12 protein-coding genes are annotated in these 13,210 nt (G+C 71.4%); 3 read left to right on the top strand and 9 right to left on the bottom strand.

Annotated elements, in window-relative coordinates; all coding sequences use genetic code 11:
- Window positions 1–2: 2 nt before the first annotated feature.
- Complete coding sequence (locus WYM_RS06515) at window positions 3–1,583, top strand: AMP-binding protein (protein ID WP_019180020.1); 1,581 nt, start codon at window positions 3–5, stop codon at window positions 1,581–1,583.
- 309 nt (window positions 1,584–1,892) lie between these two features.
- On the opposite strand, the gene WYM_RS06510 is transcribed toward WYM_RS06515, so the two are convergent.
- From WYM_RS06510 to WYM_RS06470, 9 genes are all read right to left on the bottom strand, one after another.
- Complete coding sequence (locus WYM_RS06510) at window positions 1,893–3,179, bottom strand: ABC transporter substrate-binding protein (protein ID WP_019180019.1); 1,287 nt, start codon at window positions 3,177–3,179, stop codon at window positions 1,893–1,895.
- A gap of 2 nt (window positions 3,180–3,181) precedes the next feature.
- Window positions 3,182–4,384, bottom strand: coding sequence for a branched-chain amino acid ABC transporter permease (locus tag WYM_RS19470; protein ID WP_019180018.1), 1,203 nt, complete (start codon window positions 4,382–4,384; stop codon window positions 3,182–3,184).
- Window positions 4,381–5,259: a branched-chain amino acid ABC transporter permease gene (locus WYM_RS06500; protein ID WP_019180017.1), complete on the bottom strand. Its 879-nt coding sequence runs from the start codon at window positions 5,257–5,259 to the stop codon at window positions 4,381–4,383. The genes WYM_RS19470 and WYM_RS06500 overlap by 4 nt, the downstream gene beginning before the upstream one ends.
- On the bottom strand, window positions 5,259–6,011 hold the full coding sequence (locus tag WYM_RS06495; protein WP_019180016.1) for an ABC transporter ATP-binding protein: 753 nt from the start codon (window positions 6,009–6,011) through the stop codon (window positions 5,259–5,261). The genes WYM_RS06500 and WYM_RS06495 overlap by 1 nt, the downstream gene beginning before the upstream one ends.
- The gene (locus WYM_RS06490; RefSeq protein ID WP_026059617.1) at window positions 6,008–6,745 is read right to left on the bottom strand and encodes an ABC transporter ATP-binding protein; all 738 of its coding nucleotides are present in this window, start codon (window positions 6,743–6,745) and stop codon (window positions 6,008–6,010) included. The genes WYM_RS06495 and WYM_RS06490 overlap by 4 nt, the downstream gene beginning before the upstream one ends.
- Before the next feature lie 218 nt (window positions 6,746–6,963).
- Window positions 6,964–7,722 carry an SDR family NAD(P)-dependent oxidoreductase gene (locus tag WYM_RS06485; RefSeq protein WP_019180014.1) on the bottom strand — a complete coding sequence of 253 codons (759 nt, stop codon included), beginning with the start codon at window positions 7,720–7,722 and terminating at the stop codon, window positions 6,964–6,966.
- Window positions 7,719–8,768 carry an NADPH:quinone oxidoreductase family protein gene (locus WYM_RS06480; RefSeq protein ID WP_019180013.1) on the bottom strand — a complete coding sequence of 350 codons (1,050 nt, stop codon included), beginning with the start codon at window positions 8,766–8,768 and terminating at the stop codon, window positions 7,719–7,721. The genes WYM_RS06485 and WYM_RS06480 overlap by 4 nt, the downstream gene beginning before the upstream one ends.
- The gene (locus WYM_RS06475) at window positions 8,755–9,345 is read right to left on the bottom strand and encodes a TetR/AcrR family transcriptional regulator (protein WP_019180012.1); all 591 of its coding nucleotides are present in this window, start codon (window positions 9,343–9,345) and stop codon (window positions 8,755–8,757) included. Before WYM_RS06475 ends, WYM_RS06480 begins: the two co-directional genes overlap by 14 nt.
- A 36-nt stretch (window positions 9,346–9,381) precedes the next feature.
- On the bottom strand, window positions 9,382–10,125 hold the full coding sequence (locus WYM_RS06470) for an SDR family oxidoreductase (protein WP_019180011.1): 744 nt from the start codon (window positions 10,123–10,125) through the stop codon (window positions 9,382–9,384).
- 342 nt (window positions 10,126–10,467) lie between these two features.
- Between WYM_RS06470 and WYM_RS06465 the strand changes: the two genes are divergently transcribed.
- Complete coding sequence (locus WYM_RS06465) at window positions 10,468–11,718, top strand: acyl-CoA dehydrogenase family protein (protein WP_019180010.1); 1,251 nt, start codon at window positions 10,468–10,470, stop codon at window positions 11,716–11,718.
- 62 nt (window positions 11,719–11,780) lie between these two features.
- Entirely contained in the window at window positions 11,781–12,935 is a 1,155-nt protein-coding gene (locus tag WYM_RS06460; RefSeq protein WP_019180009.1) for an AI-2E family transporter, read from the top strand.
- Window positions 12,936–13,210: the final 275 nt, after the last annotated feature.

Genomic DNA, 13,210 nt, shown 5'->3' with positions numbered 1-13,210 from the left:
CAATGACCCACCAGCCCGACCACGCGATCGACGGCGCGGGATTCGCGACCCTTTCGGTCGCGAGCATCCTCGCCGAGTCGGCGGTGCGGCATGCCGACCGCACCGCGTTCCACTTCGCGGGCGCGGGCCTCAGCTACCGCGACCTGTGGGACCAGACCCGTGCGTATGCGGGCGCTCTGCGCGCCCGCGGCGTCGCTCGCGGCGACCGCGTCGCGATGCTCGTGCCGAACGTGCCGGACTTCGCCCGCGTGTACTACGCGGTGCTGTCGCTCGGGGCGATCGTCGTGCCGGTGCATCTGCTGTTCAAGGCGGACGAGATCGCCCACGTGCTGCGGGACTCCGGCGCCGACCTGCTCGTGGCCGCTGCTCCCCTGCTGACGGAGGCGGCACCCGCCGCCGCAGCGGCCGGCGTGCCGGTCGTGACGGTGCTGCTGCCGGCCGACGCCGGCGTCGACCTGCCGCGGCTCGAGGCCGAGGCGGCTACCGCCACCCCCATCGCGCGGCACGAGCCGGCGGGCCCGCTGGATGCCGCGACCATCCTCTACACGAGCGGCACGACCGGCACGCCCAAGGGCGCCGTCGGCTCGCACCTGTCGATCGTCGAGCAGGTGCACACCACGCTCATCGACGCGTTCGACCTGCGCGCCGATGACGTCGTCTTCGGCGGCCTGCCGCTCTTCCACACCTTCGGGCAGACCGCTGTGATGAACATCGCACTGCGGGTCGGGGCATCCGTCATCCTTCTTCCCCGTTTCGACGCCGACGAGGCGCTCCACCTCATGGTCGGCCTCGGCGCGACCGTCTTCACGGCGGTGCCCACGATGTACGTCGGGATGCTGGAGGCCGCCCGCCGCAGCGACGCCCGGCCGCCGCTGCGCTACGCCGTGTCGGGCGGGGCCGCCCTCCCGGTCGCGGTCCTCGAGTCGTTCCACGATGCCTTCGGCGCCGACGTGCACGAGGGCTATGGGCTGACCGAGACCGCACCCACGGTGTCGTCGAATCCGCTGCGCGAGCCGATCCGCCCCGGCACCGTCGGGCGCGCCCTGTGGGGCGTCGACGTCGCCGTCGCCGACCCCGAGATCGAGGACGCGGTCGCACTCCTCGACGAGCCCGGCGATCTCGGCGAGATCGTCGTGCGGGGGCACAACCTCTTCAAGGGATACCTCGGGCGAGCGGATGCCTCGGCCGCCGCGGTCGTCGACGGCTGGTTCCGCACCGGAGACCTCGGCACCTATGTCGACGGTGTGCTCACGATCGTCGACCGCAAGAAGGACATGATCGTGCGCTCGGGCTACAACGTGTATCCGACCGAGGTCGAGGCGGTTCTGGCGCGGCATCCCGCAATCGCGGTCGCCACCGTGTTCGGCGTCGCCGACGACGTGCGGGGCCAGGAAGTGCACGCCGCCGTCGTGCCGCACGACGGCGTCGTGCTCGACGAGGCCGAGGTGATCGCCTTCGTGCGCGAACGCCTCGCCGCCTACAAGTACCCGCGGGTGGTGCACGTGCTGCCTGAGCTGCCGCTGGGCTCGAGCGGCAAGGTGCTCAAGCGCGACCTCGTCGCCCAGTTCACCCCCGTCCACTGAGGATCTCGAGCGCGCACCTCCCGCACTGAGGCGGCGGGCCCTGCGGCCGCAAACGTCCCCGAGAGCAGGCTCCATGGTGCTGAGTCGGCCATCGCAACCCCCGAAGTGCCACTGGCGCCCCACTCAGCCTGCTGCCGGGCGCGTTTCGCGCCCGAGCAACCCGGGCACGGGCTCGGCGCCCGGGCCTCGTTGGCGCCGGTTCGGGTGGCGCAGCGCGCGGGATCTCATTCGCAATCCCCGCGTGTCGCGGACGCCGGGCGGGCACGCGAAAACCCGGGCCCCTGTGGGAGCCCGGGCTTCGGCGAGGGGTCAGGAGCCGGGCACGCCCTCACCCGACAGCGACACCGGTGACGGCTCGACCGCCGTCACGCTGCCGCCGTCGACGGCGTAGGTCGCGCCGACGTAGTCCTGCACGCCCTGGTCGACGGCGGTGATGCCCACGCCGAGATAGGCGGCGTGGCTGTCTTCCCCGAACGAGAGGGGCAGGATGCCGTTGCCCGCCAGGTCGCCGGACTGCACCGCTTCGACCAGAGACGCACGCGTCGGGTTCTCGCCCGCAGCCTCGAGCGCCTCGGCGAACAGATACGCGACGCTCATGCCGTAGATGGTGTTGCCGTCGAACGGCGCACCCTCGTTGTAGTCGTCGTTGATCTGCTCGAAGAGGGTGACCCAGTCGGACTCGCCACCGAGCGACGGCAGGTAGTTGGCGCCGACGAAGCCCTGCAGCAGCTTGGGTCCGACGTCTTCACCGAGGTAGCCGATCAGCGTGGGGTAGTCCGCGCCCGACGACGACGAGAACCACATCGGGAACCACCCGAGCTGTGCCGCCGTGCCCAGTGCCAGCGCCGTGAAGCCGTTGATCGTGCCGAGGATGTTGATCTCGCAGCCGGCGGCCTTCAGCGCGCCGACCTGGGCGGAGACGTCCTGGTTCGACACCGAGTAGCGCTCGACGGCCGTGAGCCCGTCCTCGCCGAGGGCGAGCTGGGCGCCCTCGATCATCTCGTCGCCGAAGTCGTCGTCCTGCCCGAGCAGGCACACCTTCTTGTCGGGGTACTCGTCGGCGGCGTACTGCGCGAGCGCGGCCCCCTCGACGACGTAGTCGGCGTTGAACCCGAACGTGAAGGGATACTTCTCCGGCTGGTTCCAGCTCGTGGACCCGGAGGCGACGAACAGGTCGGGCACCTCGTTCTGGTTGAGGTAGTCGAGCACCGCGGTGTGGGTCGGGGTGCCGAGTCCGTTCACGATCGCGAAGACCTCGTCCTCCTGCACGAGTTCGCGCACCACCGTCTGCGTGGTGGCGGGGTTGTAGCCGTCGTCCTCGACGAGGTATTCGATCGAGCGGCCGTGCACGCCGCCCTGCTCGTTGACGTAGTCGAAGTAGGCCGTGGCGGCGGCCGAGATCGACGAGTAGCCGGCGGCGGCCGGTCCGGTCAGGGGCGCGTGCGCGCCGATCGTCACGGTGTCGTCGCTGACACCGGGCGCGGCCTCGGCCGGGTCGCCGGTCGCGGCGGGCGTGCTGCATCCCGCGAGCGCGACGAGGACGGCGGATGCGCCGGCCATCGCCGCGACGCGGCGTGCGAGGGAGTGCTGTGACATGGTCACCTCTTTCTCTGTGGTGGGGGTGCGGAGGGAGTGGCAAGAGCGGGCTCCGGATGCCGCGGCTCGGCGTCCGCACCGCGGGCATCCACCGATCCGGCATCGACATCACGCGAGAGGGTGGACTCAGTCCGCGTCGAGCCGCGGGAGTCGCCCTTCTCGGCGGCGCCGGAGCGTGGACGGGGGTGGGAGCGGCGGCGGCGCAGGCTGGCGAGCCCGCCGGGCCACGCGAGCATGACGACGATGAGCAGGGCACCGAAGACGAGGACGGACAGGTTGCCCGACAGGCGCTGCTCGATCTCGGCCGGCAGTGGGATCGCCGACACCGCGGTCGAGAGCAGCCAGGGAAGCACGACGATGAGCACCGAGCCGATCGCAGCGCCGCCGATGCTGCCGAGCCCGCCGAGGACGACCGCGACCACCAGCAGCAGCGAGAACGCGAGGGTATAGGCCCCGGGGCTCACCGACTGGGTCACGAAGCAGAGCACCGCTCCCCCGGCGCCGGCGGCGAGCGAGCTCACGCCGAACGCGGTGACCTTGACGCGCCCGGCGCGCACGCCGTTCAGCCGGGCGGCGGTCTCGTCATCGCGTACGGCGCGCATGTGCAGCCCGAGCCGGCCGCGCGCGAGCGCGGCGAGGGCGGTGACGACCACGCCGGCGACGAGGATCGCGACCCACGCCTGCCACTGCTCGACGGCGATGAGCCGCTCGAGCACGGGCGGCACGCCGTCGTACGCGATCTGCAGCCCCTGGTCTCCGCGCAGCGCGCCGGAGAAGACGGCCGCCACCGCGGGCACGGCGATCACGAGCGCGAGTGTGACGCCCGCGAGGTACGGTCCTCGCAGCCGGGCGGCCGCGAGCCCCAGCAGCCAGCCCAGCGCACCCGAGACGACGAGGGCGCCGAGCATGCCGAGCAGGAAGCGAGGGATGCCGTCGATCCCGGCATCCGTCATCGCGTTCGCCGTGAGGGCGTAGCCGTAACCGCCCGCGGCCATGAGCGCGGCGTGCCCGAGTGAGAGCTGACCGCTGTGGCCGATGAGGATCGTGAGCCCGGCGGCGGCGCAGAAGTAGGCGGCGACCGTGGCGAGCTGGAAGTTGCGATAGGGATCGAGCAGGAACGTGCCGCCGAGGACGAGGAGGGTGAGCACCGCCCCGAAGACGAGCGTGCGCGGGATGCCGCGAAGCCGCGGAAGCAGCCGGGTCATGCGCTTCGCGCCTCTCGCATCGAGAAGATCCCGCCCGGCCGCACGAGCAGCACGGCGACCAGCAGCACCAGCACGCCGATCGGAGCGACGGTCGCCCCGAGGTAGCCGGTGACGAGCGTCATCGCGACGCCGACGACGAGGCCGCCGAGGAGCGCCCCGACCGGCGAGTCCAGCCCGCCCACCACCGCGACGGCGAAGGCGTAGACGAAGAGCATGTCGGTCGCGTGGGGATTGAGCCCGAGCTCCGTCGGCACGAGGAGCATCGCGGCCAGTGCGGCGACCGCGGCCGACAGCATCCACCCGATCGTCACCATGCGGTTCACCCGCACCCCCAGCACGCGCGAGACCTCCGGCGCGAACGCCGAGGCGCGCAGCTGCAGACCGAGCGAGGTGCGAGTGAACAGCACCGCGAGCCCCACCATCACCACGAGGGCGACGGCCAGCACGAACAGGTCGTACGGCGAGAGCAGCGGCACACCGCCGACCACGATCGGGCTGTCGTCGAACGGCGCACGCATCGGCCGGTACTGCGCCCCGAACAGGATGCCGAGCAGCGACTGCAGCACCATCACGAGTCCGATCGCCACGATGACCCCTGACAGCGGACTGCTGTGCGGGGCGTGCTGCATGACGCCGCGCTCGACGGCGAAGCCGATCGTCGCCCCCGCGAGCAGGCCCGAGGCCAGCCCCGCCCAGTACGAGCCGGTGAATCCGGTGATCGCGAATGCGACATAGGTGGCCACGAGCGCCATGGCGCCCTGCGCGAAGTTCACGATGCGGGCCGCGCGCCAGATCAGCACCAGCGACAGCGCGAACAGCGCGAAGATCGCGCCGCGGGCGAGTCCGGTGGCGAGGAGGAAGAGAAGTCGGTCCATCAGAATCCCAGGTAGGCGTGGCGGAGGGTATCGTCGGCTGCCAGGGCCGCCGCGGGAGCGTCGGCGACGACACGGCCGAGGTCGAGCACGACGCCGCGGTCGGCGATCGACAGCGCGCTGGTGACGTTCTGCTCGGCGAGCAGCACCGTCAATCCGCGGCTCGCGGCGGCGTCGCGCAGCGTGCCCATGAGGTGGGCGACCACGAGCGGCGCGAGCCCGAGGGACGGCTCGTCGAGGGCGAGCAGGGTCGGCTCGGCGATGAGCGCGCGCCCGAGGGCGAGCATCTGGCGTTCCCCGCCCGAGAGCTGGTGTCCGGCGCTGCCGCGTCGCCGGGCGAGCGGCTCGAACAGCTCGTAGATGCCGGAGACCGCACGTTCGCGCGCGGCGCCGCGGTGGCGCCAGAGCGCCCCGAGCCGCAGGTTCTCGTCGACCGTGAGCTCGGCGACGACGCTCTGCCCGTCGGGCACGAGCGCGACGCCGCGGCGGGCGCGGTCCTCGGTCCGCAGCGGCGCGAGGTCGTCGCCGTCGAGTGCGATGGTTCCGGATGCCGCGGGCACCAGTCCTGCGAGCGCCCGCAGCAGCGTCGTCTTGCCGGCGCCGTTGGCTCCGAGCAGCGCGACCACCTCGCCGGGCTCGAGCGTGAACGAGACGCCGTGGAGGACGGGCGCGCCGCCATAGCCGACGGTCAGTTCGTCGATCTCGAGGGCGCCGGCGCGGGTCGGCGTGGGGGTGGGCAGGCTCGCGGTGCTCATGCCGTCGCCTTCACGCCGAGGTAGGCCTCTTCGACGCGCGGATCGGTGCGCACCTCGGACGGCGTGCCGCGCGCGATCACGCGCCCGAAGTCCAGCACGACGATGCGGTCGGCGAGCCCCATGACGAAGTCGACGTGGTGCTCCACCAGGAGCACCGCGCATCCGGTGGCGGCGACGTCGCGAACGATCCGGTCGAGACCAGAGATGTCATCGGCGCCGAGCCCGCCCGCCGGCTCGTCGAGCAGCAGCAGCCGCGGCGCGCTCACGAGAGCCCGGGCGAGCGCGACGCGCTTGCGGTCGGGGTAGGGCAGGGCGGCGACCGGGCGATCGGCGAGGGCCGACAGGTCGAGCGCCGCCAGCTGAGCGTCGACGAGGCCGGCGGCGTCGCGGCGGCTCGCGACGGGGACCGCGACGTTCTCGCGCACCGTGAGCCCGGCGAATAGCCCGAGTCCCTGCAGCGTGCGCGAGACGCCGCGCGCGGTCAGCGCGGCGGTACGGCGGGGCGCAGGTGCGCCGTCGATCGCGATCGCGCCGCGCCACCGCACCAGCCCGCACACGGCGTTGAAGACGGTGGTCTTGCCGGCGCCGTTCGGTCCGATGAGCGCCACGACCTCGCCCGGCCGCACATCGAACGAGACGTCGTCGACGGCGGTGAGGCCGCCGAAGGCGACCCCGAGTTCGGCGACGTCGAGGCGTGCGGGAGCACTCTCGGCGGGAGCGGATCTTGCGTACATCGGCACCTCTTCGTGTCGGGTGACCTCACTGTACACGAGAAACCGACCGGGCGGTATGTTCCTGTTGCAGTCGTCTCTGAAGGCTCAGTTCGCGCACGTTCGGCGAGCTTGACGAGCGTCCGACCGGCGCCACGCGCGAGAAGCCCCCTCGCCGGGAGGGACGGCGAGCGGAAAGACCTCTGCTGCGGGACGGTGCCCTCTCGCGGGCGGCGCGGGTGCTACTTGTGCGGGATGCCGGCGATCATGCCGCCGTCGACGACGAGCTCGGCGCCGCTCGTGAACGCCGATGCGTCCGAGGCGAGGAACACGATGGTTCCGGCGATGTCGTCCGGCGTTCCCGGTCGGCCGAGGGGGATGTCGAGATTCTCGGGATCGATGCGCGCGGTCATCGGCGTGCGCACGAAGCCCGGATGCACGGAGTTGACGCGGATGCCGGACGGTCCCAGCTCGACGGCGAGAGACTTCGTTAGCCCGCGCACGCCCCACTTCGACGCCGTGTACGCGTGGACGCCGGGACTTCCGCGCATGCCGTCGACCGACGAGACGTTGACGATCGAGCCGCCCCGCCCGGATTCCGCGAACTGGGCCTTCATCACCGGCACCACGGCACGGCAGCCGAAGAAGACGCCGGTGAGGTTGACGCCGATCGCGGCGTTCCACTTCTCGGTGGTCATGTGCTCGATCGGCGCCGCATTGGCGATGCCGGCGTTGTTGACGAGCACGTCGAGCGAGCCGAAGCTCTCGAGAGTGGACGCGATGGCGGCATCCCACGCCTTCTCGTCGGTGACATCGAGGTGCACGAAGCGCACGCGGTCACCGAGCTCCTCGGCGAGCTTGTCACCTCGCGCGTCCCCGACGTCGGCGACGACCACGTCGCCCCCCGCGCCATGAAGGGCACGCACGGTGGCTGCGCCGATCCCCCGCGCCCCTCCCGTCACGAGGGCCACCCGACCGTCGAACGCGAACCGGTCGCTCATGCGTCGACCTGGATCACGACGCGGCCGACGGTCGAACCGCCCGCGAGCGCGGTCAGGGCGGCGGGAGCGTCGTCGAACGGCACGACGCGATCGACCACGGGTCGCAGGGTTCCCTCGTCTGCGAGTCGGGTCAGCTCGGCGCGGGCGTCGTCGATGAGGTCGGGGCGCACCCGAGGGTAGAGGCCCCAGTGCAGTCCCACGACGGAGTAGTTCTTCACGAGCACGTGACCCGCGGGAAGCGCCTGAATGGTGCCGCCGGCGAAGCCGACGACGATGATGCGGCCCTCGAAGGCGACGCACTTGGTCGAGGCGTCGAACGCCGCCCCGCCGACGGGGTCGAACACGACGTCGGCCCCGTGACCTGCGGTCGCAGCCTTCACCGCCGCGACGATGTCGTCCGTCCCTCGGACGAGCACGACCTCGGCGCCCGCTTCGCGTGCGACCGCGGCCTTGGCCTCCGAACCCACGACGCCGACGACGCGAGCGCCCGCGGCGACACCCAGCTGCACGGCCGCCAGACCGACGCCGCCGGCGGCGGCGTGCACGAGCAGCCACTCGCCCGAGCGCAGCGACGCTCGACGGTGCAGACCGAACCACGCCGTCTGGTAGGCCACGGTGAGGCCCGACGCCTCGACGTCCGAGAGCGAGGCGGGGGCCGCCCAGACATCGGACGCCGGGACCACGGCGTACTCCGACAGCACGCCGATCTTCGAGCCGACCACCCGGTCGCCCACCGCCACGCCCGACACGTCCGGGCCGAGGGCGACCACGGTGCCGGTCAGCTCGATGCCCGGCGTGAAGGGAAGCTCGGGCTTGACCTGGTACTCACCGCGGCACAGCAGCACGTCGGGGAAGTTCGCCGCCACGGCGGCGACCTTCAGCAGCACCTCGCCGGCGCCGGGGGCGGGAACGGGCACGCGGTCGAGCGAGAGCGCGTCGGCCGGCTCGCCGAGTGCGGTCACGCGCCACGCGCGCATCTCGGCCGGAACCGGCGCGCTCTCGGTGGCGGCGGCACGGGCATCGGCGGTGACGTTAGTGTGCGGCATCCGTTCTCCTCAGACTGGATAGGAACAGGTCGGTGAGCTGCTCGGCGACGAGCGTCTTGTTCTCGGGGCCTTCGGGCGAGTACCAGTGCGACAGGTAGTGCACGTCGCTGAAGAAGTGGGCGACGAGCATCGCGACCGGGATGTCGGTGCGGTAGAGCCCCTCGGACTGGCCGCGCGAGATCAGCTCGGCGAACTCGTCGTGGTACCCCCGTCGCCGCCGGGTGACCTCCTGCTGGCGCGGCGCCGACAGCATGTTCAGGCTTCGGAAGAACACCGCGCCCTCCTGCATGTGGTCGATCGACGTCTCGAGCACATCGACGCAGACGGCGCGCAGCACGTCGTCGACCGAGCCGCCGCGCGCGATGATCTGGTCGAGGTGCGCCTTCTGCAGGCTGAGCAGCTTCTCGTAGATGCCGAAGAGCAGATCGTCCTTGGACTCGAAGTAGTGGTACATCGCGCCCTTGGTGACGCCGGCGGCCTCGACGATCTGCTGCACGCTGGTGTTCGCGTACCCCTGGCGGGCGAACAGGTCGACGGCCGCGCGGGTGACGTCGTCGGCGACGTGGGAATCCTTCATGCCTTCATCTTTCACTCGAACCGGCGCGGCACCGGCTCACAGCAGGGGACGGATGCCGGCGCCGCCGTCGATGGCGAGGGTCTGGCCCGTGACCCAGGCGGCGTCGTCCGACAGGAGGAACGCGACCGGACCGGCGACATCGGTGACCTCGCCGAGGCGGCGGAGCGGGTACGCAGCGGACGCCTCTTCTTCGTGGCCTTCGTAGAGGGCACGAGCGAAGGCGGTCTTCACCACGGCCGGCGCCACGGCGTTCACGCGGATGCCCGGAGCCAGCTCGTACGCCAGCTGCATCGTGAGGTTCACGAGTGCGGCCTTCGAGATGCCGTAGAAGGCGATGCCGGGGCTGGCACCCAGACCCGCCACCGAGGCGATGTTCACCACCGATCGCGACAGACCGGCGGCGAGCGCCGCGCGGGTCCAGTCGAGCGTGGCCACGACGTTGACCTCGAGGATCTTGCGGGCCGCCTCGGCCTCGATGTCGACGAGCGGCCCGTAGACCGGGTTGATCCCGGTGTTGTTGACGAGGTGGTCCAGACGCCCATGGCGCTCGGCGATGTGGGCGAAGACCGCGGCGCGGTGATCGGCGTCGTCGGCGCGACCCGCGACCGCGGAGGCCGTCGCGCCCAGTTCCGCCACCGCGGCGTCGAGCGCGTCCTGCTTGCGCCCGGTGATGACGACGGACCCGCCCTCGTCGACCAGGCGGCGCGCAATGGCGAAGCCGATGCCGCGGCTGGCGCCCGTGACGAGCGAGACCGTTCGGTCGAATCTGCCCAGGGTCATGGCGCCTCCTTGCGTGACATACCGGCTGGTCGGTTTCCCCACCGTAGCAGACCGGCTGCGGCATCCGTCACCGCCATCCGGCGTCCGCGGCGTCCGTGGCGTCCGTCACCCGCGCGACCCCCTCGGCGCCTGTCGAGGACAGGAACGGAGGAGATGTGCCCAAAGGGAGGGAGTTCGGACCGGAATCGCCCTCCAGCCCTGCACATCTCCTCCGCCGCTTCGGCACCTCGGTTCCGCTCCAAGGACAATCGGCCGGGCAGGTGAGACTCAGTCCTATGTCGGGCGGTATTGAGTTCCACTAGAATCGAGCAGAACACCCGTTCGCGTCCGAAGGAGCCCGCCATGACCGCATTCCAGCCCCGCCCCGGTCAGAGCGTCGAGGGCTATGACGTCACCACGCGGCGCGGCACCGACTACTACGCGGTGTTCGCCGACATCCCGGCGGCAGACCGCGCCGCGTGGGAGCGTGCGCAGTCCTACATCGACGAGGTCGGCACGCGCATGCAGGACGCGTGGAATGCCGCGGACTACCCGCTCGAGCTCGCCATGCGTATGGGCGATTTCGACCTCTTCACCGACGGCATCGACCACCCCGCTCTCACGCGCCTCTCCCCCTTGGCCGCGGGCCTGGTGAACATGGAGATCTCGCGCGGAGACGGATCCCTCGGCACAGTGCTAGCGGTCCAGGGCGGACTCGCCTTGCGCACGCTGGCGCTCTTCGGCAGCGACGAACAGCAGCAGCGCTGGCTCGAGCCCGTCGCGCGCGGCGAGGTTCCGGCATCCTTCGCCCTCACCGAGCCCGACCACGGGTCGGACTCGGTCTCGCTCGAGACGGTGGCCCGTCGCGACCCTTCGACAGGCTCAGGGACCGGCGACTGGGTGCTCGACGGCGCCAAGAAGTGGATCGGCAACGGCGCTTCGGGCGGCATCACGTTCGTATGGGCCCGCGTCGATGCTCCGGACGACCCGCACCACGGGGCGGTCCGCTGCTTCCTCGTCGAGCAGGAGACCCCGGGCTACACCGGCACCGTGATCGCCGGCAAGGCCTCGCTCCGCGGCATCCACCAGGCCCACATCGTGCTCGACGGCGTGCGCGTGCCGTTCGACGCCGTCCTGCCGGGCGCGAAGACGTTCAAGGATGCCTCGACCGTCCTGTACTCGACGCGCTCGGGTGTCGCGTGGTCGGCCCTCGGCCACGCCACCGCCTGCTACGAGGCCGCACTCGCCTACTCGCAGCAGCGCATCCAGTTCGGCAAGCCGCTGGCCAGGTTCCAGATGGTGCAGGAGCGCCTCGCGCAGATGCTCGACGAGCTCACCGCGATGCAGCTGTACTGCCGCTGGATGGCCGACCTCGAGACGCGCGGCGAGCTGCGTCCGACGCAGGCCTCGCTCGCGAAGTACCACAACACCCGTGCCGCTCGCCGCGTCGCCGCCGTCGCGCGCGACATGCTCGGCGGCAACGGCATCCTGCTCGAGAACGGCGTCATGCAGCACATGGCCGACATCGAGGCGATCCACACCTACGAGGGCACCGAGAGCGTGCAAGCACTGCTCATCGGCCGCGACATCACGGGGATGAGCGCCTTCGCCTAGCGGTTGCAAGCCCCCGCGGCAAGCCTGCAGGGGATCCGAACAGCCCGCTCTAGCCTCGGCTCATGGGACTGTTCCGCAACGACCCGCAGACCGTGCGCCTCGAATCGCACGACGTCGAGCCTCGCGCGACGCGGGCGCCCTGGAGCCTGTGGGCTGACGGGTTCGGCAAGCTCGGCATCCGCGCCATCCAGATCATCGTCGTCGTCGCGGTCGCCGCCGGTGTCATCTTCACGATCCAGCAGCTGACACTCGTGACCATCCCGCTCGTGATCGCGCTGATCCTGGCGTGCGCGTTCGCGCCGGTGATGGGATTCATGAGGCGGCGCGGCGTCCCCGCCGTGCTCGCGACCATCATCACGCTGCTGGCGATCGTCGTGATCCTCGGCCTGCTCGGATGGCTCATCGTGTGGGCTGTGCGCAACCAGTGGGACGAGCTGTACTCGCAGGCCGAGCAGGGCTTCCAAGACGTGGTGGCCTGGATCCAGACGCTGCCGTTCGATTTCCTCCGGCCCGATCAGATCGACGAGTGGGTCGCCACCGCCACCGACTTCGTCACGAGCGCGCAGTTCGGCTCGGGAGCGCTGGCCGGCGTCGGCGCCGTCGCGAACTTCGTGACCGGCTTCGTGCTGATGGTCACGATCCTCTTCTTCTTCCTCAAGGACGGGCCGCAGATGTGGGAGTTCCTGCTGCGTCCCTTCCGCGGCGGCAACTACGTCCGCGCCCGCCGCATCGGCGACAAGACCGTGGGCGTCCTGGGCTCGTACGTGCGCGGCACGGCCACCGTCGCGTTCGTCGACGCGGTCGGCATCCTCATCGGCCTGCTCATCCTGCAGGTCCCGCTCGCGATCCCCCTGGCGGTGCTCGTCTTCCTGCTCGCCTTCATCCCGATCGTGGGCGCCACGGTGGCCGGCATCATCGCGGCGCTCGTGGCGCTGGTCGCCAACGGGCCGCTCATCGCGCTGATCGTCGTCGGCGTCGTCGTGCTCGTGAACCAGCTCGAGGGCAACTTCCTCCAGCCCGTCCTCATGGGCCGCTCGATGAAGCTGCACGCCTTCGTCATCCTGGTCGCCCTGACCGTCGGCACCGTCCTCGGCGGCATCGTCGGCGCGGTCCTCGCGGTGCCGATCGCCGCGGCGGCGTGGGGTGCGGTCCAGGTGTGGGACGGCCCCGACATGCCCGCCCGCTGGGCGCGGCCCAAGCACCCGATCGAGGCGTAGCGCGCTCGTCGGCGCGTCTCCCCAGGCGTTCGAGGGGCAGGTGGCGCGGCATCCGACCCGCCATACCCAATCCAACTGCCCCGCGAACGCACGGCAGACGCTTCCCCGGACGCTCGAAGGGCAGATGCCGTGGCATCCGACCCGCCATGCCCGCCCGAACTGCCCCGCGAACGCACGGCAGACGCTTCCCCGGACGCTCGAAGGGCAGATGCCGTGGCATCCGACCCGCCATGCCCGCCCGAACTGCCCCGCGAACTCACCGCGCGGCGAGCACC

The organism is Microbacterium yannicii PS01, assembly GCF_000304335.1.
GTDB lineage: Bacteria > Actinomycetota > Actinomycetes > Actinomycetales > Microbacteriaceae > Microbacterium > Microbacterium yannicii_A.
The sequence above is the reverse complement of the archived record's forward strand: the minus strand, read 5'-3'. Positions and strand labels throughout refer to the sequence as shown.